Source organism: Phenylobacterium parvum (assembly GCF_003150835.1).
Lineage (GTDB): Bacteria > Pseudomonadota > Alphaproteobacteria > Caulobacterales > Caulobacteraceae > Phenylobacterium > Phenylobacterium parvum.
In genome coordinates this window covers 1,897,501-1,921,777 of the sequence record NZ_CP029479.1, presented here as the reverse complement: position 1 = coordinate 1,921,777, position 24,277 = coordinate 1,897,501, and the positions used below count along the sequence as shown (strand labels likewise).

Below are 24,277 nucleotides of genomic sequence, written 5' to 3'. Positions count from 1 at the left end.
TCTACGCCGCTTGCCGGGAGGCGTGCAGGGCGGCGAAGTAGACGTCCTCCAGCCCGCCCTGGACGGTCTCGAAGCCCGGGCCGGGTGAGGCGTCGGACAGAAGGTGCGCCACAGTCTTGCCAGCCGACAGGCGGGTGGAGATGACCGGGGCGATCCCGGCGAGGCCCGGCAGCTCGGCCTTGTCCACCACCTTGCGCCAGACCCGGCCTTCAAGTTCCCTGACAAGGCTCGCGGGCGAGCCCTCGCGGAGCAGGCTCCCCCCCGCCAGGACCGCCATGCGGGGGCAGAGGTCGGCGACATCCTCGACGATGTGGGTCGACAAGATCACCACAACTTTCTCGCCGATCTCTGCAAGAAGATTGAGGAAACGGTTTCTCTCCTCCGGGTCCAGGCCGGCGGTGGGCTCGTCCACGATGATGAGTTGAGGCTGGCCTATCAGGGCCTGGGCGATGCCGAAACGCTGGCGCATGCCGCCGGAGAAGCCGGCCACGGCCTTCTTGCGGACCGCCCAGAGATTGACCTGGTTCAGCAGGGCCTCGACCGTCTCTCGCCGCTCGGCGCGGTCGGTCAGACCCTTCAGGACCGCGAGGTGGTCCAGGAGGTCGAGGGCCGAGACCCGCGGGTAAACCCCGAAGTCCTGGGGCAGGTAGCCAAGGGTCTGGCGCAGACGCGACGGCTCGGCCAGGACGTCGATCCCGTCGAAGTCGATGGCGCCCGAGGTCGGGGTCTGGAGGGCGGCGATGCAGCGCATCAGGGTCGACTTGCCAGCGCCGTTTGGCCCCAGTAGGCCGAACATGCCCGCCGGGATCTCCAGGCTGACGTCATCGAGGGCGCGGGTCCCTCCCGGATAGACGTGGCTCAGGTTGCGGATCGACAGCATGGGCGCCTCCTCACGATCCTTCGTGAGGTCGCCCGGTCCGGCTTCCGGCGCAAGTTAAAGAAAAGTCAGCCGAATTCGGGGTTCAGCCGGCTTCGATGGCCGGTTGGAACTGTCCGGTGGGAGAAGCGGTGAAGATCTCGCACCCGGTCTCGGTTACGCCGATGGAGTGCTCGCACTGGGCCGAGAGGGACTTGTCGCGGGTCACCGCCGTCCAGCCGTCGGCCAGGATCTTCACCTGCCACTTGCCGAGGTTCACCATGGGCTCGATGGTGAAGAACATGCCGGGCTTCAGGACCTCGCCTGTCCCCTTGTGGCCATAGTGCAGGATGTTGGGCGCATCGTGGAAGACGCGGCCCAGGCCATGGCCGCAGAAGTCCCGCACCACCGAGCAGCGCTGGGATTCCACCCAGGCCTGGATGGCCGCGCCGATGTCGCCGGTGGTCGCCCCGGGGCGGACAACATCGATGCCCTTCTGGAGGGCCTCGTAGGTGACTTCCACCAGGCGGCGTGCCCGGGCCGGGACCTTGCCGACGCCGTACATGCGCGAGGTGTCGCCGTGCCAGCCGTCGACGATCACGGTGACGTCGATATTGGCGATGTCGCCCTCCCTCAGGGTGCGCTCGGAGGGGATGCCGTGGCAGACCACGTGATTGACCGAGATGCAGAGGGTGTGGCGATAGCCGCGATAGCCCAGGCAGGCGGGCAGGCCGCCATGGTCGAGGATGAACTCCCGGGCCAGGCGGTCCAGGTCCTCGGTTACGACGCCCGGCTTGACGTGCGGCGTCAGCATGTCGAGGCATTCTGCGGCCAGGCGTCCGGCCCGGCGCATGCCTTCGAAGCCCTCGGGGCCGTGGAGCCGGATTTCCCCGGTCTTGTGCTCGATCTGGGCGATTTCGCTCTGGTTCATGGGGGGGAACCTAGCACATCTGCGTCAGGGGCGCGAAGCCCGGCCGGGCGTGTCGATCAGGATCCACCGGCCGCCGTCGCGGGCCAGGATGGCCGACCAGGTCTCCCAGCGCCCCTTGGCCGACTTCTGGCGCCAGTCGCAGCGATGCTCGGTGGGATCGCCCAGCACCTCGCACCGGATATCCCGGACCCGGGCTGCGTCGACCCGCGCGGCGGCCAGCAGGGACTGGAGTTCGGCGGCGGTGGGCGAGGCGGAGAGGGCGGCGGCGAGGGCAAGGGCGGCGATCATGATGCGAGGCTGGCGCCTGGCCTGCAGAAGTCAACCGCGCCAGCGCAGGGGGCGGACGATGCGGACGCCGGAGGGCGCGACCTCGCAGGCCCAGGCCATGACCTCCACCCCGGCGGCGGCCGCCGCTTCGAGGCCCCGGGCGAAGGCCGGGTCGAGCTCGGCGCAGGCGCTGAAGGCCTCGCAGTCCATCCGCTGGATGACGAAGAGGGCGACGGCCCGGTCGCCGGCGGCGACCTGGTCGGCAAGCTCCTCGAGGTGGCGGGTCGAGCGGGCCGCCACGCAGTCGGGAAACTCGGCGAGGCCCGGCCTGCGCATCAGGTGGACGTTCTTGACCTCCAGCCAGCACCGGCCGCGCGCCGGGTCCTCCAGCAGGAAGTCGATCCGGCTGGCCTTGCCGTACTTCACCTCCCGCCGGACGGAGGCGTAGCTGGCGAGCTCGGGGATTGTCCCCGCCTCAAGGGCTTCGGCCACGAGGCGGTTGGGCAACAGGGTGTTGACGCCCACCAGGCCGCCGTCGGCCTCCACGAGCTCCAGCGTGTGGGTCAGCTTGCGCTTGGGATTGTCGGACACCGACAGCCAGGCGGGGAGGCCGGGGGCGTTCAGGCCCAGCATGGCGCCGGGGTTGGGACAGTGGGCGGTGATCTCCGTCCCGTCGGCCAGCACGACATCGGCGAAGAAGCGCTTGTAGCGCCGCAGGAAGGTGGCCGGGATCAGGGGGGCGGGGAAGTCCATGGCCCCGGGTATAGGCAAGCGGGGCTCCAGCCGATAGATGTTCGCCGGAAACGGAGACTTCACGCATGGGCAGCCCGGGCGGAGACGGCGTGGTGACGGCGGCGGTGCTGATCATCGGGGACGAGATCCTGTCCGGCCGCACCCAGGACACCAATCTCAGGGACATCGCCCGGTACCTGGGCGTGCATGGGGTGGACCTGTGCGAGGCCCGGACCGTGCCCGACATCCAGGACGAGATCGTCGACGCCCTGAACGCCCTTCGCGCCCGCTACGACTATGTGATCACCACCGGCGGCATCGGGCCGACCCATGACGACATCACCGCCGATGCGGTGGCGGCGGCCTTCGGGGTCGGACTGGAAGAGCATCCCGACATCCTGGCCATGATGCAGTCCCGCTGGGGCGACCAGCTGAACGTTGCCCGCCGCCGCATGGCGCGGGTGCCGGTAGGCGGGTCGCTGGTGAACAATCCCGTCCAGGGGCCGCCCGGCTTCACCATCGGCAATGTCTTCGTCCTGGCCGGCGTGCCGCAGATCATGCGCGGCATGCTGGAGGACGTCGGGCCCCGGCTTCGCTCGGGCGCGGTGGTCCTGTCCCGCACGGTCCGCGTGGAAGGCTCGGGGGAGGGCGCCATCGCCGCTCCGCTGGAAGCGGTGGCCAGGGCCCATCCCGACCTCAGCTTGGGCAGCTATCCCTTCTTCACGGAAGGCCTCTACGGATCGAACCTGGTCCTGCGCAGCCGCGATGGGGTCGAACTGGCCGCCACCGTCGCGGAGCTGATCGCCGCCCTCCGGGCCGCGGGCATCGAGAATGTCCGCGAGGTCGAGGCGGCCTGAGCCTGGTCCCGTGAGCCTTTACCCCGTCATCATGTGCGGCGGGTCGGGGGTGCGCCTCTGGCCCGTCTCCCGGCCCGAACGTCCCAAGCCCTTCGCCCGGCTCATGGGCGGGGCCCGCACCGCCTTCCAGGAGACGGCGCTCCGGGCGGCGCCCCTGGGGCCCCTGCTGGTCATCGCCGGGGCGGACCATGGCGGCCTGATCCGCGAGCAACTGGCCGAGCTGGGCCTGTCCGCCCAGGTCCTGCTGGAGCCTGAGCCGAGGGATTCCGCGCCGGCCATGGCCGCGGCGGCGATCCACCTCCTGCGCCGCGACGAGGAGGCGGTGATGGTGGTGCTGGCCGCCGACCACAATGTCCCGGACGCGGCGGCCTTCCGGGACACGGTCGTCCGCGCCGCGCCCTTTTCCCGGGCCGGGCGGATCGTGACCCTGGGCGTCGCGCCGACCTTTCCGGCGACGGGCTACGGCTACATCCGGCCCGGCCGTGGCGATACGGTCCGCACGGTCGACGCCTTCATCGAGAAGCCGGACGCCGCGCGCGCCGCCGCCCTGATCGCCGAGGGCTGCCTTTGGAACAGCGGTAACTTCATCGTTCCCGCCACCACCCTGGCCTATGAGCTGGGCCGGCTGGCGCCGGAGGTGCTGGAGGCGGCCGAGGCGGCGGTGGAGACGGCCACCGGGCCCGAGGACGGCCTGCGGCTGGGCGAAGTTTTCCGGACCGCGCCAAAGATCTCCATCGACTACGCCGTCATGGAAAAGACCTCCCGCGCCATGGTCGCCGCAGCGGACTTCGCCTGGTCCGACGTGGGCGCCTGGGACGTGGTCCACGCCCTCTCCGAACGGGACGCCGACGACAACCGCCTTGAGGGCCGTGTCGAGGCCGAGGGGGTCAGCGGGTCCTACATCCGCGCCGACGGCGGCGCTGAGGCGGTGGTCGTGGGACTGTCCGGCATCGCCGTGGTGGCGGACGCAGGCAGGGTTCTGGTGGCGCCCCTGTCGGACAGCCAGGCGGTGAAGCGGGGGGTCGAGCGCCTACAGGCCCGGGGACCCGCCGGGTTCTCCACCCTGGCCGAGGCGGCCGGCTGGTTCGGGCTCTGGCTGCGGACCGCGGCCCTGCCGGTCTGGTGGAGCCTCGGCGCCGACCGGGAGCGGGGCGGCTTCGTGGAGGCCATCGCCCAGGATGGATCGCCCCAACCGGCTCCCCGCCGCGGGAGGGTCCAGGGCCGGATGATCTTCAGCTTCGCCCAGGCCGGGATGATGGGCTGGAGCGGGCCCTGGCGGGAGGCGGCCCGTCACGCCCTGGCCGGCATGAAGGCGGATTTCCTGCGGCCGGACGGGCTGGTGCGCACCCTGGTCGGGCTGGACGGTCGCCCCCTGGACGATACGCCCCACGTCTACGACCAGGCCTTCGCCCTGCTGGGCCTGGCCAGCCTGCGGCAGGCCGGAGAGTCGGCCGGCGAGGCCCTCGACCTCGCCCACCGCCTGCGTGATGGGCTCGAGGCGCTCCGGCATCCGGCGGGTGGGTTCCGGGAATCAGGCGACCAGCCTTTCCAGGCCAACGCCCACATGCACCTGCTAGAGGCCTCGCTGGCCTGGGAGGAGGTGGGGGAGGCCGGCTGGGGGAGGCTGTCCGACGAAATCGCCAGCCTGGCCCTGGGCGCCTTCATCGACCATCGCGGGGTGCTGTCTGAGTTCTTTGACGCCGACTGGCGCCGCGCGGATGGCGACGACGGCCGGCTGGTGGAACCGGGCCACCAGTTTGAATGGGCCTGGCTTCTCGACCGTTGGGGCCGGGCCCGCGGCCGGGCCGACGGCCAGCTGGCGGCGCGCGCCCTGCACGAGGCCGGACGCCAGGGCGTGGACCCGCGCCGGGCCTGCGCGGTGAACGCCCTCTGGCAGGACCTTACCGTCCGGGACGGCTGGGCCCGGCTCTGGCCGCAGACGGAGTTCCTGAAATCCGCCCTCGCCCTGGGCGAGACCGAGGACGCCCTTCAGGCGGCGGCGGGCCTGCGCCGGTATCTCGACACCCCAGTGCGGGGACTGTGGCGTGACCGCCAGGGACCCACAGGGGGATTCGCGCCGGGGGATGCGCCGGCGACCTCGCTCTACCATATCGTCGGGGCCATCCGGCAGCTGGAGGAACTATCCCCAGCACTTTCGGCTTAAGTGACGTTTTTTGGACGACTGACCTGCACATGCGCTCGCCTTTTGGCATCCTCTTCATTACGAGGGCGCGAGTCCGCCGATCCCTTAACGACTCCCCAAAGCGCCTCCACGGCTCGGAGATGTTGAATTCATGACCTCGATCCCCGGCATTCACCCCGCACCCACCCGCCACGCCAGGCTCATCGCCTGGGTGGAGCAGATCGCGGCCCTGACGCGGCCCGACCGGGTCCACTGGTGCGATGGATCGGATGCGGAGTGGGATGCGCTGACCCGCGAGCTGGAAGGCCGCGGGACGCTGAAGCGCCTGAACCCGGCCAAGCGGCCGAACTCCTTCTACGCCGCCTCGGATCCGGGCGACGTGGCCCGGGTCGAGAGCCGCACCTTCATCTGCTCCGAGAAGCAGGTCGATGCGGGGCCGACCAACAACTGGTCTGATCCCGTCGCGATGCGCGCCCGCCTGAATGGCCTGTTCGACGGCTGCATGGCCGGCCGGACCATGTACGTTTGCCCCTTCAGCATGGGCCCCATCGGCTCGAAGATCAGCCAGCTGGGAGTCGAGATCACCGACAGCGCCTATGTGGCCATTTCCATGCGGGTCATGACGCGCATGGGCAAGGCGGCCCTGGACCAGCTGGGCGACGATGGCTTCTTCGTCCCCGCCGTGCACACCCTCGGGGCCCCGCTCGCCGCCGGCCAGGCGGACGTGTCCTGGCCCTGCAATCCCGAGAAGTACATCGTCCACTATCCCGAGACCCGGGAGATCTGGTCCTACGGCTCGGGTTATGGCGGCAACGCCCTGCTGGGCAAGAAGTGCTTCGCCCTGCGCATCGCCTCGGTCATGGCCCGGGATGAGGGCTGGCTGGCCGAGCACATGCTGATCCTCAAGCTCACCTCGCCCCAGAACGAGGTCCGCTATATCGCCGCCGCCTTCCCCAGCGCCTGCGGCAAGACCAACATGGCCATGCTGCAGCCCACCCTGGCGGGCTGGAAGGCCGAGACCGTCGGCGACGATATCTGCTGGATGCGCTTCGGCGACGACGGCCGGCTTTACGCCATCAATCCCGAGGCCGGCTTCTTCGGCGTGGCCCCTGGCACCGGCAACGAGACCAACCGCAACGCCGTGGCCTCGCTGCATGCCAACTGCGTCTTCACCAATGTCGCCCTGACCGAGGACGGGGACGTCTGGTGGGAGGGCCTGACCAAGACCCCGCCGGCCAACCTGACCGACTGGAAGGGCCGTCCCTGGACGCCGGGCTCCGGCGAACCCGCCGCCCATCCGAACGCCCGCTTCACCGTCCCGGCCAGCCAGTGCCCGGTGATCGCCCCCGAATGGGAAGATCCCAAGGGCGTGCCGATCTCGGCCATCCTGTTCGGCGGTCGCCGCGCCAGCGCCGTGCCCCTGGTCACCGAGGCCTTCGACTGGGCCCACGGAGTCTTCCTGGCCTCGAACGTGGCCTCCGAGGGGACGGCCGCCGCCGAGAACCGCATCGGCGAGCTTCGCCGTGATCCCTTCGCCATGCTGCCCTTCTGCGGCTACAACATGGGCGATTATTTCCGGCACTGGCTCTCGGTGGGCGAGAAGACCGACGCCGCCAAGCTGCCGCGCATCTATTTCGTGAACTGGTTCCGCAAGGATTCCACCGGGCGCTATGTCTGGCCGGGGTTCGGCGACAATTCCCGGGTCCTGAAGTGGATCTTCGAGCGCCTCGCCGGCCGGGCTCCGGCGCTGGAGACGCCCATCGGCCAGGTGCCGACGCCGGAGTCCCTGGACCTTTCGGGCCTGAGCCTCAGCGCCGCCGACCTGGACCTGCTGCTCACCGTCGACCCGGCGGTGTGGGCCGAGGAAGCGGCGTTGATCCCGCCGGCCTACGAGGCCTTTGGCGAGCGGCTTCCGCAGGAGCTGTGGAACCAGCACAAGGCGCTGGAAGGGCGGCTGAAGGCCGTGGCCCGCCCAGCCGTCGTGGTGGCCGAATAGGCCTTCCGGACCGGCCCCGGGCTCAGGCCCGGGACACCCCATGGTATTCGCAGTACCAGTCGGCGAACCGGCGCACGCCGACCTCGACCGACGTGGTGGGGGTGTAGCCCAGCAGGCGCCGGGTGTCCGAGATGTCCGCCTCGGTGCGGGCGATGTCGCCGGGCTGCATGGGCATGAGGTTCAGCCGGGCCGGGCGCCCCAAGGCCTCTGAGAGAACCTCGATGTAGGTCATGAGCTCGACCCGGGTCCCGGCGCCGATGTTCAGTATGCGCCAGGGCGCCACCCCGCTGGAGGCGGGATCGGGCGCCTCGGAGCGCCAGTCCGGATCGGGCGAAGCAGGCCGGTCGAGGGCGGCGATCACGCCGCTGACGATGTCGTCGACATAGGTGAAGTCCCGCTGCATCCGGCCCTGGCCGTAGACCTCGATGGGCCGGCCGGCGACGATGGCGTCGGCGAACCGGTAGAGGGCCATGTCCGGGCGGGTCCAGGGGCCATAGACGGTGAAGAACCTCAGCCCCGTGCAGGGAAACCCGAAGAGGTGGGCGTAGGCATGGGCCATGGACTCGTTGGCCAGCTTGGTCGCCGCATAGAGGGTCAGGGGATGGTTCGCCGGCTGGTGCGGCGAAAAGGGCAGGGCGGCGTTGGCCCCGTAGGCGGAACTCGTCGAGGCGAAGACGAGGTGGGCCGGCTGAGTCGCCCGACAGCCTTCCAGGACGCTCAGGAAACCCACGAGGTTTGAGTCCACGTAGGCTTCGGGATGCTCCAGCGAGTACCGGACGCCAGGCTGGGCGGCGAGGTGGACGACGCCCCGGGGCTGGACCTCGCGGAACAGTCCGGCGGCTGCGTCCCGGTCGGCGAGGTCGATGCGATGGTGCTGGTAGCCTGGGAGGGCTTCCAGCCGCGCCAGGCGGGCCAGCTTCAGGGTGGGGTCGTAGTAGGGGGTGATGTTGTCCACCCCGACGACGCGCTCGCCCCGGGCGATCAGGGCCTGGACGACATGGAAGCCGATGAAGCCGGCGGATCCGGTGACGAGGATCATGAAGCGTCCCCGGACCCCAGCCGACCTCGCCGGATCAACGGTTCGACACCACCCGCAGGGCCGGAATTCCGGCGGGCTTTTCGCCGCGGATCTGGGCCACAAGATCGAACAGGGCGCGCCGGATCTCGTCGCTGTCGCCACGGGCGGCGATGGCCTCGAGGCGCCTCAGGTGCGCCGGGGCGACCCCCATGGCGGTCGGCGAAACGACCTCCATGACCTTGGGGGCGCAGGGGATGGAGCGCTCCATCTCGTCGAGGAGTTCCTCGGTGAGCTTCTCGCCGGGACGCAGGCCGGTGATCTCGATCTCGATGTCCTTGCCGGGGGTCCGGCCGGACAGGGCGATCATCTGGCGGGCCAGGTCCATGATCTTCACCGGCTCGCCCATCTCCAGGAGGAAGAGGCGGGCGCGGTCGGGGTTGAGGTCATCGGCGCAGGTGGCCGTAGCGTGGAGCACCAGCTGGGTGGCCTCAGGGATGGTCATGAAGTAGCGGGCCATCTCCGGGTGGGTCACCGTCACCGGACCGCCACGGTCTATCTGCGACCGGAAGATCGGCACGACGGAGCCGGCGGAACCCAGCACGTTTCCGAAGCGGACGGCGGAGAAGCGGGTCTCCGAGCCTTCCTGCTGGCCCTGGATCACCGCCTCGGCCAGGCGCTTGGTGGCGCCCATGACGTTGGAGGGATCCACCGCCTTGTCCGTGGAGATCAGCACCATCTGGGCGGCGCCGGCGATCCGGGCCGCCTCGGCCACGTTCCACGTGCCGAGGACGTTGGTCAGGACCCCCTCGACGGGATGCCGCTCGACCATGGAGACATGCTTCAGGGCGGCTGCATGGAAGACAAGGGCCGGGCGCTCGCCAAGCAGGCACTCGGTCACCCGGTCGGCGTTGCGGACGTCCACGAGGGCCGCCGTGCGCGACAGGACCGGGAAGGTCTCGCCCAGCTCGCGGTCGATCTCGAAGAGTGCGGTCTCCGAGAAGTCCAGCAGGGTGATGTGGCCGGCGTCGAGGCCCGCCACCTGGCGGCTCAGCTCGGCGCCGATCGAGCCGCCGGCGCCGGTGATCAGGACGCGGCGCCCCGAGACCAGGGCGCGGAGCGCCACGCGGTCCAGCTCGATCGGGTCGCGGGGCAGGAGCTCCTCGACGCTGATGTCCCGCATGGGAAGGAGGGCGACGCCATCTTCATGCGAGAGATCGACGATGGAAGGCAGGCGAAGCAGGCGGATCCCGTCGTTCTTCAGCCGGCCCAGCTGGGCGGCCGTGAGGCCCCGAAGCCGGCCGGGTTCGTCCAGGAAGAGGATGGCGCGGGGGTACTGGTTCCAGCGGCGCAGGTCGGCGAGGGCTGCATCCAGGCGCTCGATGGACTCGATGATGCAGACGCCGCGGACCTGCTGGCCCACTTCCCCGGCGTCGGGGGCGATGATGCCCACGGGCGTCCAGGTGTTGTCGCGCCGGCGGCTGGCTTCCCGAAGGTAGGTCTCCGCGGCGGTGGTGGGGCCGATCAGGAGGAGCTCGGGGGCCTGGGGCGCCCGGTCGCTGAGGGACTTGAGGGGGGCGAAGCTGTCGAGCGCGCGCTCATGCGCGGCCCTGCGGAGCATACGGGCGCTGATGGCGCCGACCATCTGAAAGATGGGGGCCAGGGCCAGCATGGCCCGGCTGAGATCGCTGGCCCGGTCCGCGGCGAAATGCAGGAGCAGGAAGCTCGCGGCCGTCAGGAGGGAGATCCGCGCCAGGACCAGGGCGTCGGGGGTGGAAACGTACCGCCATGGCGAGAGCTCGCGGCGGAAGAGCCAGCTGTAGGCCGCCGCAACGGCGCCGTAGGTGAGGGACTGGAGGAGAATCCCGCCAATCACGCCGGCTTCAAAGGGCGCGGTCCGACCCGCCGTCAGCAGGAAGGCCCCGAACAGGGCGGCCGTCGCAATCGCGGTATCGGCCAGAAGACTGCGGGCCCGGTTGGCCATCTGCTCCACGCAACAGCTCCTTACTTGCGACGTCCGCACCCCCCGGGGGCCGCGGTGGCGAAGGTCGCTTCGCTCCTTGAACGCTCTCCCCGAAGACTTCCGTCTCCGAGTCGTGACGAGGATCGCACAGCAAAGTTAACGGCTTTCCGCATAGACGCCGATTTACCAAAAAAGAAAAGCCGCCGACCCGAAGGTCGACGGCTTTCCCTGTGGGTTGTGGCGAAGTCGCCGAGGTCAGAAGGCGGCCTTCAGGCCCACCACCACGCGGCCCGAAGACACCTTGAAGGGGTCATCCGACTTCTCGACGTTGGTGTCCCAGTAGCGCAGGTCGACGCCGAAGACGTCGTTGATGGCGTAGCCGACGCCGAGGTTCCAGGTTTCGTAGTCGAGGGGCCCCTCAAGCGACTGGTGGCCGACCGCGCCGGAGACCGACAGCTTGTCGGTCACGGGCATGGAGCCATTGAGTTCGACATAGGTCGCCTTGCCGGTCTGGTTGAAGTTCTCGGGAGTGTAGTAGACCGCCGCGCCGATCGTGCCCTTGCCGGCGGGAACCGACCCGGCGACCTTGCCTTCCCAGAAATCAAGGTCCGCGCCATCGGACTGGTTGGTGTAACCGTAGCGCACAATGCCGACATCCAGCGAAACGGGACCGAGGGTCGGCTTGAAGCCAGCGTAGAGGTCATACTCCATATCCGTGGAGTCGCCGAAGTCGACGTTGGACAGCCAAGTCCCCGCGTAGAAGATGCCGATGCCGACGTCCGCGCCGCCATAGACCTGGGGCTTGCTGTCCGTCTGGCTAAAGCCGCGGAAGACGTAGTCAGAAGCCACGCCCACATTGAAGGAAAACTCAGGCTTGTCCTGAGCCTGCGCCGCTGTGCCAAGAGCGAGGGCGGCGGTGGCGGCGAAGGCCGCGAGCTTGATCGAGTTCATACTGTGCAATCCCCTTGATTATCAGGCCTGACCCTGTGACCCGGACCTTCCCCCCCGAACCGACGCCTTGCCACAAGACCGGGCATCCGCCGACCCTGTGCAGCCGGACTTGACGCTTTTTGAGGCCCTGATGGCTTTGGGCGCCTGTTTTTCAGGCGTCCCGGCCGAAGCTCAGGGCCTCACCAAGCCCTGATCCGGATTAACGGGGCATGAACCGGGCTCACCGCATCCCGAGCGGGGCGAATCCCAGGTGGGATCCGGCGTCCACCAAAAGGGTCTCGCCAGTGACATGCCGCGACTGGCGGGAGGCCAGGAAGGCCGCCGCCGCCGCCACGTCCTCGGCCGTCGAGGCCACCTTGAGCGGGGTTGAAGCCGCGGAGCCTTCCCGAAGCCGCGCGACGCGTTCCTCGGACATGCCCTTCCCGAACCAGGGGGTGTCGATGAAGCCCGGGCATACGGCGTTCACCCGGATCCTGGGGGCCAGGGCGCGGGCCAGGGAAAGGGTCAGGGTGTTCATCGCCCCCTTCGACGCCGCGTAGGGCACGGAAGAGCCGATGCCCGCCACGCCGGCGATGGAGGAGGTGTTGACCACCGCGCCCGGCTGCGGCGCCGCCTCCAGCAGGCTGCGGGCGGCCCGGATCATCTGGAAGGCGCCGACGACGTTGACCCCGTAGAGATGCAGGAAGTCCTCGGCGGACACGGCGTCGAGGTCGGCGTGGTTCTGGGCGAACTTGGTCACGCCGGCGTTGTTGAACAGGGCGTCAATGCGTCCCAGGGGCGCGGCCGCGGCGGCGATGGTGCGGCAGTCCTCGTCCTTCGAGACGTCACCCTGGACCAGCAGGGCGCGGGCTCCCTCGGCGCGGACGAGGCCGGCCGTCACCTCGGCTTCCTCGGCGCTACGCGCATAGTTGATCACCACGTCCGAGGCGCCCCGCCGGGCGGTCTCCACCGCCAGGGCCCGGCCCAGCCCCGTGGAGGCGCCGGTGACGACAACGACAAAATTCTCGAAATCCGAGACGCTCATGGTCTGATCTCCTCCGCTTTCTTGAAGGCATAGGCCGATCACCGCCCGGGCGGAAGGGGGGCGGGAAGCGAAGGATTTCTTGCCGGGGCGCCAGAAGAATTGGTCGCCGGGACACGGGGCGGAAGGGTTATCGCGGCAGGGGATGCCCTATATGGCGAAGGCGCGCCTTCGCGGCGCAGGCGTGCGAGGCGGTCGGATGACGGAAACGACGGACAGGGCGACCCTGACTCACCTGCAGAGGCTGGAGGCCGAGGCCATCCACATCCTGAGGGAGGTGGTCGCCGAGGCTGAGCGTCCGGTCATGTTGTATTCGGTGGGCAAGGACTCCGCGGTGATGCTGCACCTGGCCGCCAAGGCCTTCTGGCCCGGCAAGCCGCCCTTTCCCCTGCTGCACGTCGACACGACCTGGAAGTTCCAGGCCATGTACGAAATGCGCGAGCGCATGGCCCGCGAGCTGGGCTTCGACCTGATCGTCCATCGCAATCCCGAGGCGCTGGAGAAGGGGATCAATCCCTTCGATCACGGCTCGGCGGTCCACACCGACATCTGGAAGACCGAGGGTCTCAAGCAGGCCCTGGACCTGCATGGTTTCGACGCGGCCTTTGGCGGCGCCCGGCGCGACGAGGAGAAGAGCCGGGCGAAGGAGCGGATCTTCTCCTTCCGGTCCGCCCAGCACCGCTGGGACCCCAAGAACCAGAGGCCCGAGCTCTGGCGGCTCTGCAACACGAGGAAGAACCCCGGGGAGTCTATCCGGGTCTTCCCGATCTCCAACTGGACCGAGCTGGACATCTGGCAATACATCCACCTGGAGAACATCCCCATCGTCCCCCTCTACTTCTCGGACGTCCGTCCGGTGGTGGAGCGCGACGGGACCCTGATCATGGTGGATGACGACCGCATGCCCCTGCGGCCTGGCGAGGTCCCCATGCAGAAGTCCGTGCGCTTCCGGACCCTGGGCTGCTACCCCCTGACCGGCGCCGTTGAGAGTACGGCGGCCACCCTGCCGGAGATCATCCAGGAAATGCTCCTGACCACCACCAGCGAGCGGCAGGGCAGGGTGATCGACCACGACCAGGCGGCCTCGATGGAGAAGAAGAAGCAGGAGGGTTACTTCTGATGGCCCACCAGTCCGACCTCATCGCCACCGACATCGAGGCCTACCTGAAGGCCCATGAGACCAAGAGCCTCCTTCGGTTCCTGACCTGCGGCTCGGTGGATGACGGCAAGTCCACCCTGATCGGGCGGTTGCTCTACGATTCCAAGATGATCTTCGAGGACCAGCTGGCGGCCCTGGAGGCGGACTCCCGCCGCGTCGGCACCCAAGGCGGAGAAATCGACTTCGCCCTGCTGGTCGACGGACTCGCCGCCGAGCGGGAACAGGGCATCACCATCGACGTCGCCTATCGTTTCTTCTCGACGGACCGGCGGAAGTTCATCGTCGCCGATACGCCCGGGCATGAGCAGTACACCCGCAACATGGTCACGGGCGCCTCTACGGCGGATGCGGCGGTCATCCTCATCGACGCCCGGAGAGGGGTGCTGACCCAGACCCGACGGCACTCCTACCTCGTCCGGCTGCTGGGCATCCGGCACGTGGTCGTCGCCGTGAACAAGATGGACCTGGTGGGTTGGTCGCAGGAGGTTTTCGACGGGATTGTCGCCGAGTACCGGGCCTTCGCCGCCCAGATCGGGCTGGACGCCTTCCAGGCCATCCCCATGTCCGCCCTGAAGGGGGACAATGTCGCCGAGGCCGGGGGCGGCGCTCCCTGGTACGACGGACCGACCCTCCTGTCCTGGCTTGAGACGGCTCCGGTGGGAGATGATGCGTCCGGCCAGCCCTTCCGCATGCCGGTCCAGTGGGTCAATCGCCCCAATCTCGACTTCCGGGGCTTCTCGGGCCTGATCTCCGCCGGGACGGTTCGTCCGGGCGATGCGGTGCGTGTCTCGCCGTCCGGGCGGGAGAGTCGGGTCCGGCAGGTCATCACGGGAACATCGGAGGCTCCGGAGGCCCAGGCGGGACAGTCGGTCACCCTGACCCTCGAGGACGAGATCGACATCAGCCGGGGCGACGTCCTGGCCCGCGCGGACGCGCCGGTCAGCGTCGCAGACCAGTTCGAGGCGACCCTGGTCTGGATGGACGAGGCCCCCATGCTGCCGGGGCGCCCCTACCTCCTGAAGCTGGGCGCGCGCACCGTCTCGGCCTCGATCACCGAGCCCAAGTACCGGGTGAACGTGAATACGCTTGAACATCTGGCGGCCAAGCGACTGGATCTGAACGAGATTGGCGTCTGCAACATCTCGACGGACGCGCCCCTGGCCTTCGAGTCCTACGCCGAGAGCCGCGACCTCGGCGGCTTCATCCTGATCGACCGGATCACCAACCGGACGGTGGGGGCGGGCATGATCCGCTTCGCCCTCCGGCGCAGCCAGAACGTCCACTGGCAGGCCCTCGACGTCGACCGGGCGGCGCGCGCCGCCCTGAAGGGGCACCGCGGCCGCGTCATCTGGTTCACGGGGCTTTCCGGTTCCGGAAAATCCGCTATCGCCAACATGGTGGAGAAGAAACTTCATGCGATGGGCCGGCACACCTACCTGCTGGACGGGGACAATGTCCGGCATGGCCTCAACCGGGACCTGGGCTTTACCGACGAGGACCGGGTGGAGAATATCCGGCGTGTCGCCGAGGTGGCCCGGCTGATGGCCGACGCCGGCCTGATCGTCCTGGTCTCCTTCATCTCGCCCTTCCGGGCCGAGCGGGCCCTGGCCCGCGGCCTGATGCCGGAAGGGGATTTCGTCGAGGTCTTCGTGGATACGCCCCTGGAGGTGGCCGAGCAGCGCGACGTGAAGGGCCTGTACGCCAAGGCCCGGGCCGGGGAGCTCAAGAACTTCACCGGGATCGACAGCCCCTACGAGCCGCCGGAGTCCCCCGACATCCGGATCGACACCACCCAGGTGTCGGCCCCGGACGCGGCCGAGGCTATCACCGCCTGGCTTGAGGGCGAGCCCGACTACACCATATGAGGCCGTCCCGGGCGCTTGCCCGCAAGGGGCGCGCGGGGTAATCGGCCCCCATGAGCGAGATCCAGGTCACCCAGTTGGGCCAGGTGGTGGCGGGCTTTGACAGCCCCGAGGCCGCCGTCCTTGAACGCGTACCCAACCCCCAGAAGGGGCAGGTCTACCTGGCCCGGTTCACGGCCCCGGAGTTCACGTCCCTGTGCCCCGTGACGGGCCAGCCGGACTTCGCGACCCTGGTCATCGATTACGCTCCCGGCGACTGGCTGGTGGAGTCCAAGTCGCTGAAGCTTTTTCTTTCATCATTCCGGAATCATGGTGCTTTCCATGAGGATTGCACCCTGACCATCGGCCGCCGGCTGGTCGAAACGGCCAAGCCGCTCTGGCTGAGGATCGGGGGCTACTGGTATCCGCGCGGGGGCATTCCCATCGATGTCTTCTGGCAGACCGGCGCACCGCCCGAGGGGCTCTGGCTGCCTGACCAGGGCGTCGCCCCCTACCGCGGCCGCGGCTAAGCGAGGCGGACCTTCAGGCCGTCCAGCGCGACACCCGGCCCGCCGGATCCGGGCGCTCGCGCTCCCGGGGCGGCTCTGAGGGGCTGCCGATCAGGATGAAACCCGCCACCTTCTCCGTACCGGCCACCCCCAGGCAGGCCCGCGCCTCGGCGTCGTAGGCGTACCAGTCGGTGATCCAGTTGGCGCCGAAGCCCATGGCCTGAGCGGCGCAGACCAGGGTCATGCAGACCGCTCCCGCCGACAGCACCTGTTCCCACTCCGGAACGTCCGCCTCGCGCGGGGCTGAGATCACCGCGATCCCCATGGGCGGGGTGCGAAGCTTGCCGAGCTTGCCCGCGGCGCGCTCATCGCCCCGGGCGCGGGCCAGGGCGTCGAGCCGGTCCGCGAAGGCGGCCTTGTCCGGCCCCTCCAGCAGGATGAAGCGCCAGGGCGCCAGCTTGCCATGATCCGGGACACGGCAGGCGAGGCGGAGGAGGTCCTGCACCTGTGCGGCGTCTGGACCAGGCGCGGCCAGCTTCAGGGCCGAAGCCGACCGGCGGCGAGCCAGGAAGGTGAGCACCTCAGGGGCGGCCTCGATCCCGATCGGATCACCGAAGGCGGGCGGCGGAAGGGACGAAAGGGGGGATCCGGTCATGCCTGGCCTCGTGGGATTCGTGCTCCTGATAGCTCTCCAGCCGGTCCTTGCAAGCCGGGGATTCGCGTGGCGGCGCCCCTGTGCTAGATTGGTGTTGTCAGCGGGGGAGGACCGGATGACCCAGAAGCTCGAAGTGATCGACCCGCGCGCCGCGCCCCCCGTCTGGGCGGCCCTGCGCAACGAGGCCGAGCGCGCGGCCCGCACGGAGCCGGCGCTGGCGTCGCTGGTCAACGCCATCATCCTCAGCCACGACAACCTCGGCGACGCCCTGTCCTACGCCCTGGCCCACAAGCTGGGCGACCAGGAGCTGCGCGCCATGAGCCTGCGCGAACTGGCCATGGAAGCCTACAGGGCTGCACCGGGCCTGGTGGACACGGCGGAGGCCGACCTCAAGGCCGTGTTCGAGCGGGACCCGGCCTGCAAGGGCTATGTGCAGCCTTTCCTCTTCTTCAAGGGCTTCCAGGCCCTGCAGACCCAGAGGATCGCCCACTGGCTCTGGAGCCAGGGACGCGAGACCATGGCCTTCTACCTGCAGAGCCGCATGAGCGAGATCTTCCAGGTCGACATTCACCCGGCCACCCAGATCGGATCCGGGGTCTTCATTGACCATGGCACGGGTATCGTCATTGGCGAGACGGCGGTGATCGGCGACGATGTCTCCCTGCTCCAGGGCGTGACCCTGGGCGGCACGGGGGCGGAACGTGGCGACCGGCACCCGAAGATCGGCCGGGGCGTCCTGCTTGGCGCCGGCGCCAAGGTGCTGGGCAACATCCAGATCGGCGACTACGCCAAGGTGGCCTCGGGCTCCGTCGTCCTCAAGCCGGTGCCGGCGCACTGCACCGCCGCCGGCGTCCCGGCCCGGCTCGTCAACTGCCCGACCGGGGACGAGCCTGCGCGGAGCATGGACCACACCCTTGCGGATGTGGTCTACGACTACGTCATCTGATCCACGGATCAGCCGCCGGGGTCGCCGACCCCGGGAATTTCAGACTGTCGACGGAGCAGACCCTTGGACGAACGCACCCTCCGCAAGATCGAAGGTCACCTTCGCGGCACCTTCGCGAACGCGCGGATCAATGTCGTGCCGCGTCCGCGGCAGAAGGACTCCGCCGAGGTCTACATCAGCGAGGAGTTCATCGGCGTGGTCTTCGAGGACGAGGATGAAGCCGGCTCCTTCATGTTCGAGATGGCCATCCTTGCCGAAGACCTGCCCTGACGGCCGCGCCGGGGGTCAGAGGACCCCCAGCATCTCGGCGACCAGGGGATGGCGGACGATGTCGCGTTCCGCCAGCCGCACCACGGCGATGTTCCCGACGGCCTCGAGACGCTCGGCCACGGGCCCCAGTCCGGAGAGTTCCGGCAGGAGGTCGGACTGGGCCGGGTCGCCGGTGACCACCATGGTCGAATGCCAGCCCAGCCGGGTCAGCAACATCTTGAGCTGGACGTAGGTGCAGTTCTGCGCCTCATCGATGACGACGAAGGCGTTGTTCAGCGTCCGCCCGCGCATGAACCCGACCGGGGCGATCTCGATGATCCCCTCGGCCATCATGGCCCTGACGCGCTTCATCGACAGCCGGTCCGACAGGGCGTCGTAGAGGGGCCGGAGATAGGGCGCGAGCTTGTCCTCCATCTCGCCGGGCAGGAAGCCGATCGACTCGCCCGCCTCCACCGCGGGGCGGGACAGGACGATCCGGCCGACCTTCCCCGCCTCCAGGGCCTCCACCGCCTTGGCGATGGCCAGGTAGGTCTTGCCGGTCCCGGCCGGGCCGAGGGCCAGGACGAGGTTGTGCGTGTCGATGGCCTCCATCATGGCCTTCTGGCCCTCGGACATCGCCCGGACGGTCTTGACGAAGCCCTGCTCGCGGTCGTCCTCCGGCCGGCGGGGGAGGGGGGACCAGGCCCGTTCCACGGGCAACCGCCGGATCCGGGGATCACCATTGAACTCTGTAAGGTCCAGGGCGCCTTCGCGAAGTTGACGCTTCAGGGCTCGCTTGGTCATGAGGGCCTCCGTCTGGGCGCGAAAAAGGGGCGCATCCGGATCGGACCGCCCATGGGGAAAAGCGAATTGGAAGCATCGACGCGGCGTCGGGAGGCGCCCGGCGGGCCGCTTCCTCGGTCTGCTGCCGGCGGCCGTGGCCGCCAGGGGCTCTGCATCGACATCAGGTCTCCCGCATTCGGGATAAAGGCGTCGTCCGGGGCTTCGCAGCCTCGAATCGCCTGACTAGGATGATAGCGGCCGTATTGCGGAAGCGTGAATGCGCCGGTCACCAAAGGGTCATGGGAGGGACGATGTCTGTCTATTCACTGGGCGATGCGACGCCCGAACTGCCCGCGGACGACGAGTACTGGATCGCCCCCACCGCTGCGGTGATCGGACGTGTGATCCTGAGGCGCAATGCCTCGGTCTGGTGGGGCGCCACACTGAGGGGCGACAACGATCCCATCGAGATCGGCGAGAACTCCAACATCCAGGACGGTTCCGTCCTGCACACGGACACCGGATCACCCCTGACGATCGGGGCGAATGTCACCGTTGGGCACATGGTCATGCTCCATGGCTGCACCATCGGGGACAACAGCCTGGTCGGGATCGGCTCCATCATCCTGAACGGCGCCCGGATCGGGAAGAACTGCCTGATCGGCGCCAATTGCCTGATCACCGAGGGCAAGGAGATCCCGGACAACTCCCTGGTCATGGGCGCCCCGGGGAAGGTGGTGCGGGAACTGTCGGAAGCCCAGGCCCGGTCGGTGGCCATGGGCGCCCATCATTATGTCGAGAACTGGAAGCGCTACCGGGCCAGCCTGCGGCACAAGGGTTGACCCGGCGGCCCGCCAGCCGCTTTCTGGCGGGCAGTATTCAAGGGAGAAGGGCGATGGCCTACGAACATATCCGCGTGGACCGCGAAGGCCACGTCACCATCTTCACGCTGAACCGGCCGGACGTGATGAACGCCCTGCATTCGCCGGCCCATTTCGAGATGCACGAGGCCCTCGACGCCTTCGCCGCGGATCCGGAGCAGTGGGTCGGCATCATCACCGGGGCGGGTGAGCGCGCCTTCTCGGCCGGCAACGACCTCAAGCACCAGGCCACGGGCGGCGAGATGCGCAGCCCGCCTTCGGGCTTCGCCGGCCTGACCTCGCGGTTCGACCTGAACAAGCCCCTGATCGCCGCGGTGAACGGCGTGGCCATGGGCGGCGGCTTCGAGATCGCCCTGGCCTGCGACATCATCGTCGCCTCGGAGGCGGCGGTCTTCGCCCTGCCCGAGCCCCGCGTGGGCCTGGCCGCCCTGGCGGGGGGCCTGCACCGCCTGCCCCGGGCCATCGGGGTCAAGCGCGCCATGGGCATGATCCTGACCGGCCGTCGCGTCTCCGCCGCCGAGGGGGCGGAACTGGGCTTCGTGAACGAGGTGGTTCCCGCCGCCGACCTCATGATCGCCGCCCGGCGCTGGGCGGCGCAGATCGCCGAGCTCTCGCCGATGTCGGTCCGGGCCTCCAAGGAAGCCGTGTTCAAGGGCCTGGACGAGCCGACCCTGGAGTCCGCCATCAAGGGCCAGAACCGCTATCCGGCGGTGTCGGCCCTGTTCACGTCCGAGGACTTCGTGGAAGGGCCGTTGGCCTTTTCGCAGAAGCGGGCGCCGAACTGGAAGGGTCGCTGACCCAGGCCCCTTGCCGCGGGCGGGCAAGATCGTCAGAAGGGCGCAACTGAACACTGTTTAGCTGCGAGGCCCGCCCATGGACGCCTACGACTACATCATCATCGGGGCCGGCTCGGCCGGCTGCGTGCTGGCCGCGCGCCTGACCGAGGATCCCTCGGTCAGGGTGCTGCTGCTGGAAGCCGGGGGGAAGGACAACTCCCTTCTGGTCCGCATGCCGGCGGGCGTTGGCAGCCTGATCGGCGACAAGGGCGACTACAACTGGGGCTTCTGGACCGAGCCGGAGCCCCAACTCGACGACCGCCGCCTGTGGTGGCCGCGCGGCAAGGGCTGGGGCGGATCCTCCTCCATCAACGGGATGATCTACATCCGCGGCCACGCCCGCGACTATGACCAGTGGCGCCAGATGGGCCTGGAGGGCTGGGCCTACCGGGACATCCTGCCTTACTTCAAGAAGTCTGAAGCGTTCGAGGGCGGGGCCGACGACTGGCATGGCGGCGAGGGGCCGCTGAAGGTCTCCAAGGCCTCGGACCCCAATCCCATCTACTCGGCCGCCATCCGCGCCGGCGAGCAGGCAGGGCATCCCCTGACGGGTGACTTCAACGGCCGCCAGCAGGAGGGCTGGGGTCCCTACCAGCTGACCGTCCATGACGGCGAGCGCTGGAGCGCCGCCCGCGGCTACCTGCATCCGGTCTTGTCCCGGCCCAACCTGACCTGCGTGACCGGCGCCCGGACGACCCGGATCCTGATCGAGGACGGCGTGGCGACCGGCGTGGAGTATGCGGACGAGAAGACCCGCGCCCGGACCCAGGTGAAGGCCAACCGCGAGGTCCTGGTCTGCGCCGGCGCGGTCCAGTCGCCGCAGATCCTTCAGCTTTCCGGGATCGGCGATCCCGGAGCCCTCTCAGCCGCGGGGATCGAGACCGTCCACGCCCTTCCCGGGGTGGGGGAGAACCTGCAGGATCACCTTGACGTGACCCTGTCCTGGGCCTGCCCGCAGCCCATCACCATCTATTCCCAGCGGAAGGGGCTGAAGACCCTGCTGGTCGGCCTGAGCTACCTTCTCTTCAAGAAGGGCCTCGGCCGTCGCCAGTTCCTGGAATCCGGCGCCTTCCTGAAGTCGCGCCCGGATCTCGACCGCCCCGACCTGCAGGTCCACTGCGTGCTGGCCGTTATGCAGAACCACGGAAAGACCGTGGTCGAGCGCGACGGCTTCACCTTCCATGTCTGCCAGCTGCGGCCCGAGAGCCGGGGCCGGGTGGGACTGCGGTCCGCGGACCCCTTCGACGATCCCGCCATCTTCGCCAACTACCTGGCGGCCGAGGAGGATCGCCGCGCCCTGCGCGAGGGCGTCCGCATGATGCGGGAGGTGGCCCGCCAGCCGGCCCTCGACCCCTACCGCTCCGAAGAGCTCTTCCCCGGCGAGGGCGTCGAATCGGACGAGGCGGTGGACGCCTGGATCCGGTCCGTGGCCGAGACCATCTATCACCCGGTCGGGACCTGCCGCATGGGCGCGGATGGCGATCCCATGGCGGTGGTCGACGCCCAGCTCCGGGTCCGCGGCCTGAAGGGCCTGAGGGTGGTGGACGCCTCGGTCATGCCGACCCTGGTGGGCGGCAATACCAATGCGCCGACCATCATGATCGCCGAGAAGGCCGCCGACATGATCCTCGGCCGGCCTGCGCCGGCCCCGGACGACGCCGAGGTCGCCGCCTGATCAGGGCGCCGTCCGGGTGCGCCCGGCTTCCGGGATCACCTCCAGGCGCCACAGGCGATCGTCTGACAGCCACTTCCGGGCGGCCGCCTGGACGTCGGCCGCCGTCAGCCCCTCCAGGGTCGGGATGAGGCTGCGCACGGCGTCCAGGCCGCGCGGGTCAGCCTGCACGCCCGAAAGAATGCTGATCCAGTAGCCATTGGTCTCGCGGCCCTGGAGGACGCTCTCCAGCATGGGCTTGCGGGCGCGGGCCATCTCGTCATCCGTCGGAGCCCGGCCGGCGAGATCCTTGGCGATGCGCCGTATGTCCTGGGTCACCGCGGCGATCCTGTCCGGCGGGATCTCCGTGACCGTGGAGATGTAGCCCCAGCCGGGGATCTCCAGGCTCTGGGTGGAGTCGGCGCTTGGCGAATAGGTCGCCCCCTGTTTCTCACGCAGCTCCTCGGTCAGGCGAAGGCCGAGGACGGCGGCGAGGAGCCGGTTGGCCCGGGCGCCGCGGGGATCCTCGAGGAAGCCGGTGGTCGGCCAGGCCGTGAACAGGACCGCCTGGTCGGCGCGCCCCTTGTGGGTGCGCACGACGGCCTCGCCGCCTCCGGAGGGGGTGCGGACCTTTAGCGCCCCGGGAGGCAGGGGGGCGGGGTCGGCCCGCTGAGGCAGGCCCCCGAAGGTGCGGCCAGCCGCGTCGATGGCCTTGTCCACGGTGATGTCTCCGACAATCACGATCTCAAGCGGGCCTGAGGCCAGGGCCGGCGTCACGGCGGCCTTGAGGTCATCGAGGCGTGCGGCGGCCAGTTCCTCCCGCGAGGGGAAGGCCCAGCGCGCGTCGCCGCCCCGAATGAGAGAGGGAAGGTCCCGGCTGATCACCCCTGAGGCCGTCGAGGCCAGTTGGTCGTGGATGCTCGCGGCGACGGCGGCGTAGCGGTCAAAGGCCTCTGGTCTCCAGCCGGGATCGGAGACATAGGCCGCCAGGACCTGCATCTGGGTGTCCAGGTCTTCGGCCCGCGTAGCCCCAGACAGCACCAGGGCCTCGTCGGACATTCCGAAACTCGCCGAGTAGACCTTGCCGGTCAGGGCCCTTTCCATGTCCTTGGCGCTGATCCGGGCCGGGCCGCCCTCCACCAGGGCGCCGCCCGACCACTCCGGGCTTGGCCGGTCCGGCGCCAGGCCGAGACGGCCGGCGCCGACGTTCACCTGGACCAGGATCTGGTCGGCCTTGAACTTGGTGGGCTTCACGGTCAGGCGAACGCCGTTGGCGAAGCGGACCAGGGTGGTGTCGAGGTCCACGACATCCCGCCGCTCAACGACCTCCGAGGGCGTACCAAAGGACGTGTAGGGCCAGGCGGAGGCTGCGGCGGAGGTCCCGGCGCTCACCCGGGCCTTCAGGGTCGAGCGGGTGACTTCGAGGAGGGCGGACTCACCCCCCTCGACGGGGGTGGGGCTGGTCAGGAGGACCAGGGGGCCGGAGCCCTTGAACACCTCAGCCGCCAGCCGATTGAGAGCCGCGCGGTCCAGAGCCTTCACCTCCCGCTCGAAACGCTCCAGGTCCTGTTCAGGACTGGTGACCACGGTTCCATCGAGGATGAGCCCCGTGACCGTCGCGGCAAGGGCCGACGGCGTTCGCGTCCCAGAGCCCGTCCGGGCGGCGGTGAGGCCGGCCCGCCAGTCGGAGATCACGCGGTCCACCTCGTCCGGCCGGACGCCGAAGGCCTCGATCCGGCGGGTCTCGGTCAGTATGGCCTCCAGCGCCGGCCGCCATTGGCCTGCCCTTGCGAGGCCATAGACCCCGGCGCTCTTCTGCGCCTGGAAGGGCTGGCTGAAGGAGGCGGCGGCGCCGATGAAGGGGGGATTGGGGCCCCTGGCCAGGTCGGAAAGCCGCTGGTTGAGGACGGCGAAGAGGATTTCGCGCTGAAGGCTCGCCCGCCGGCGGCCTTCGGAATCGGCGGCGAGGTCCGGCGGCGCGACCCACGACGCCGACACCGCCGAGGGCAGGCCGGGATCGACCACCACCTTGGCC

The 24,277-nt window shown here is 69.3% G+C and carries 22 protein-coding genes (1 of these 22 cut by a window edge); 11 read left to right on the top strand and 11 right to left on the bottom strand.

Annotated elements, in window-relative coordinates; genetic code table 11:
• Window position 1 precedes the first annotated feature (1 nt).
• From HYN04_RS09150 to sfsA, 4 genes are all read right to left on the bottom strand, one after another.
• Window positions 2–880 (bottom strand): ABC transporter ATP-binding protein, encoded by an 879-nt coding sequence (locus HYN04_RS09150; protein WP_110450477.1) that lies wholly within the window; start codon window positions 878–880, stop codon window positions 2–4.
• A gap of 82 nt (window positions 881–962) precedes the next feature.
• Window positions 963–1,787 carry a type I methionyl aminopeptidase gene (gene map, locus HYN04_RS09145; protein ID WP_110450476.1) on the bottom strand — a complete coding sequence of 275 codons (825 nt, stop codon included), beginning with the start codon at window positions 1,785–1,787 and terminating at the stop codon, window positions 963–965.
• A gap of 24 nt (window positions 1,788–1,811) precedes the next feature.
• Window positions 1,812–2,075 (bottom strand): hypothetical protein, encoded by a 264-nt coding sequence (locus tag HYN04_RS13775; RefSeq protein WP_110450475.1) that lies wholly within the window; start codon window positions 2,073–2,075, stop codon window positions 1,812–1,814.
• Between the two features lie 30 nt (window positions 2,076–2,105).
• Window positions 2,106–2,807 carry a DNA/RNA nuclease SfsA gene (gene sfsA, locus HYN04_RS09135; RefSeq protein ID WP_110450474.1) on the bottom strand — a complete coding sequence of 234 codons (702 nt, stop codon included), beginning with the start codon at window positions 2,805–2,807 and terminating at the stop codon, window positions 2,106–2,108.
• A gap of 65 nt (window positions 2,808–2,872) precedes the next feature.
• On the opposite strand from sfsA, the gene HYN04_RS09130 reads away from it, so the two are divergent.
• The 3 genes from HYN04_RS09130 (at window position 2,873) to HYN04_RS09120 (ending at window position 7,782) form a co-directional block, all read left to right on the top strand.
• Window positions 2,873–3,643 (top strand): competence/damage-inducible protein A, encoded by a 771-nt coding sequence (locus HYN04_RS09130; protein WP_110450473.1) that lies wholly within the window; start codon window positions 2,873–2,875, stop codon window positions 3,641–3,643.
• Between the two features lie 10 nt (window positions 3,644–3,653).
• Window positions 3,654–5,807: an AGE family epimerase/isomerase gene (locus HYN04_RS09125; protein WP_110450472.1), complete on the top strand. Its 2,154-nt coding sequence runs from the start codon at window positions 3,654–3,656 to the stop codon at window positions 5,805–5,807.
• 130 nt (window positions 5,808–5,937) lie between these two features.
• On the top strand, window positions 5,938–7,782 hold the full coding sequence (locus tag HYN04_RS09120; RefSeq protein WP_199285941.1) for a phosphoenolpyruvate carboxykinase (GTP): 1,845 nt from the start codon (window positions 5,938–5,940) through the stop codon (window positions 7,780–7,782).
• A 22-nt stretch (window positions 7,783–7,804) separates the two neighbouring features.
• On the opposite strand, the gene HYN04_RS09115 is transcribed toward HYN04_RS09120, so the two are convergent.
• From HYN04_RS09115 to HYN04_RS09100, 4 genes are all read right to left on the bottom strand, one after another.
• Entirely contained in the window at window positions 7,805–8,821 is a 1,017-nt protein-coding gene (locus HYN04_RS09115) for an NAD-dependent epimerase (protein ID WP_110450471.1), read from the bottom strand.
• A 34-nt stretch (window positions 8,822–8,855) separates the two neighbouring features.
• Window positions 8,856–10,781, bottom strand: a complete 1,926-nt coding sequence (locus tag HYN04_RS09110; RefSeq protein ID WP_110451365.1) for a nucleoside-diphosphate sugar epimerase/dehydratase — start codon at window positions 10,779–10,781, stop codon at window positions 8,856–8,858.
• Window positions 10,782–11,015: 234 nt separating this feature from the next.
• On the bottom strand, window positions 11,016–11,711 hold the full coding sequence (locus HYN04_RS09105; RefSeq protein WP_110450470.1) for a TorF family putative porin: 696 nt from the start codon (window positions 11,709–11,711) through the stop codon (window positions 11,016–11,018).
• Between the two features lie 220 nt (window positions 11,712–11,931).
• Window positions 11,932–12,735, bottom strand: a complete 804-nt coding sequence (locus HYN04_RS09100) for an SDR family NAD(P)-dependent oxidoreductase (protein WP_110450469.1) — start codon at window positions 12,733–12,735, stop codon at window positions 11,932–11,934.
• A gap of 196 nt (window positions 12,736–12,931) precedes the next feature.
• On the opposite strand from HYN04_RS09100, the gene cysD reads away from it, so the two are divergent.
• From cysD to queF, 3 genes are read left to right on the top strand one after another with little or no spacing between them, the layout of a single operon-like run.
• Window positions 12,932–13,852 carry a sulfate adenylyltransferase subunit CysD gene (gene cysD / locus HYN04_RS09095; protein ID WP_110451364.1) on the top strand — a complete coding sequence of 307 codons (921 nt, stop codon included), beginning with the start codon at window positions 12,932–12,934 and terminating at the stop codon, window positions 13,850–13,852.
• The gene (gene cysN / locus HYN04_RS09090) at window positions 13,852–15,756 is read left to right on the top strand and encodes a sulfate adenylyltransferase subunit CysN (protein ID WP_110450468.1); all 1,905 of its coding nucleotides are present in this window, start codon (window positions 13,852–13,854) and stop codon (window positions 15,754–15,756) included. The genes cysD and cysN overlap by 1 nt, the downstream gene beginning before the upstream one ends.
• A 50-nt stretch (window positions 15,757–15,806) precedes the next feature.
• Window positions 15,807–16,262, top strand: coding sequence for a preQ(1) synthase (gene queF, locus HYN04_RS09085; protein WP_110450467.1), 456 nt, complete (start codon window positions 15,807–15,809; stop codon window positions 16,260–16,262).
• A 13-nt stretch (window positions 16,263–16,275) separates the two neighbouring features.
• Here the strand turns inward: queF and HYN04_RS09080 are convergent, their stop codons facing one another.
• Window positions 16,276–16,896, bottom strand: coding sequence for a nitroreductase family protein (locus HYN04_RS09080; protein ID WP_110450466.1), 621 nt, complete (start codon window positions 16,894–16,896; stop codon window positions 16,276–16,278).
• A gap of 115 nt (window positions 16,897–17,011) precedes the next feature.
• Between HYN04_RS09080 and cysE the strand changes: the two genes are divergently transcribed.
• Complete coding sequence (gene cysE / locus HYN04_RS09075) at window positions 17,012–17,842, top strand: serine O-acetyltransferase (RefSeq protein ID WP_110450465.1); 831 nt, start codon at window positions 17,012–17,014, stop codon at window positions 17,840–17,842.
• A 63-nt stretch (window positions 17,843–17,905) separates the two neighbouring features.
• Complete coding sequence (locus tag HYN04_RS09070) at window positions 17,906–18,112, top strand: DUF3126 family protein (RefSeq protein ID WP_110450464.1); 207 nt, start codon at window positions 17,906–17,908, stop codon at window positions 18,110–18,112.
• A 15-nt stretch (window positions 18,113–18,127) separates the two neighbouring features.
• Here the strand turns inward: HYN04_RS09070 and HYN04_RS09065 are convergent, their stop codons facing one another.
• Complete coding sequence (locus HYN04_RS09065; RefSeq protein ID WP_110450463.1) at window positions 18,128–18,895, bottom strand: PhoH family protein; 768 nt, start codon at window positions 18,893–18,895, stop codon at window positions 18,128–18,130.
• A gap of 290 nt (window positions 18,896–19,185) precedes the next feature.
• On the opposite strand from HYN04_RS09065, the gene HYN04_RS09060 reads away from it, so the two are divergent.
• From HYN04_RS09060 to HYN04_RS09050, 3 genes are all read left to right on the top strand, one after another.
• The gene (locus HYN04_RS09060) at window positions 19,186–19,716 is read left to right on the top strand and encodes a gamma carbonic anhydrase family protein (RefSeq protein ID WP_110450462.1); all 531 of its coding nucleotides are present in this window, start codon (window positions 19,186–19,188) and stop codon (window positions 19,714–19,716) included.
• 53 nt (window positions 19,717–19,769) lie between these two features.
• Entirely contained in the window at window positions 19,770–20,552 is a 783-nt protein-coding gene (locus HYN04_RS09055) for an enoyl-CoA hydratase-related protein (protein WP_110450461.1), read from the top strand.
• A 76-nt stretch (window positions 20,553–20,628) separates the two neighbouring features.
• Complete coding sequence (locus HYN04_RS09050) at window positions 20,629–22,266, top strand: choline dehydrogenase (protein WP_110450460.1); 1,638 nt, start codon at window positions 20,629–20,631, stop codon at window positions 22,264–22,266.
• Here HYN04_RS09050 and HYN04_RS09045 read toward each other — a convergent pair whose 3' ends face one another.
• Window positions 22,267–24,277 carry the 3' portion of a M16 family metallopeptidase gene (locus HYN04_RS09045; RefSeq protein WP_162599612.1) on the bottom strand. The gene runs 866 nt beyond the window's last position, so the window shows 2,011 of its 2,877 coding nt (coding positions 867–2,877); its start codon lies off the right edge, out of view; it ends in the stop codon at window positions 22,267–22,269.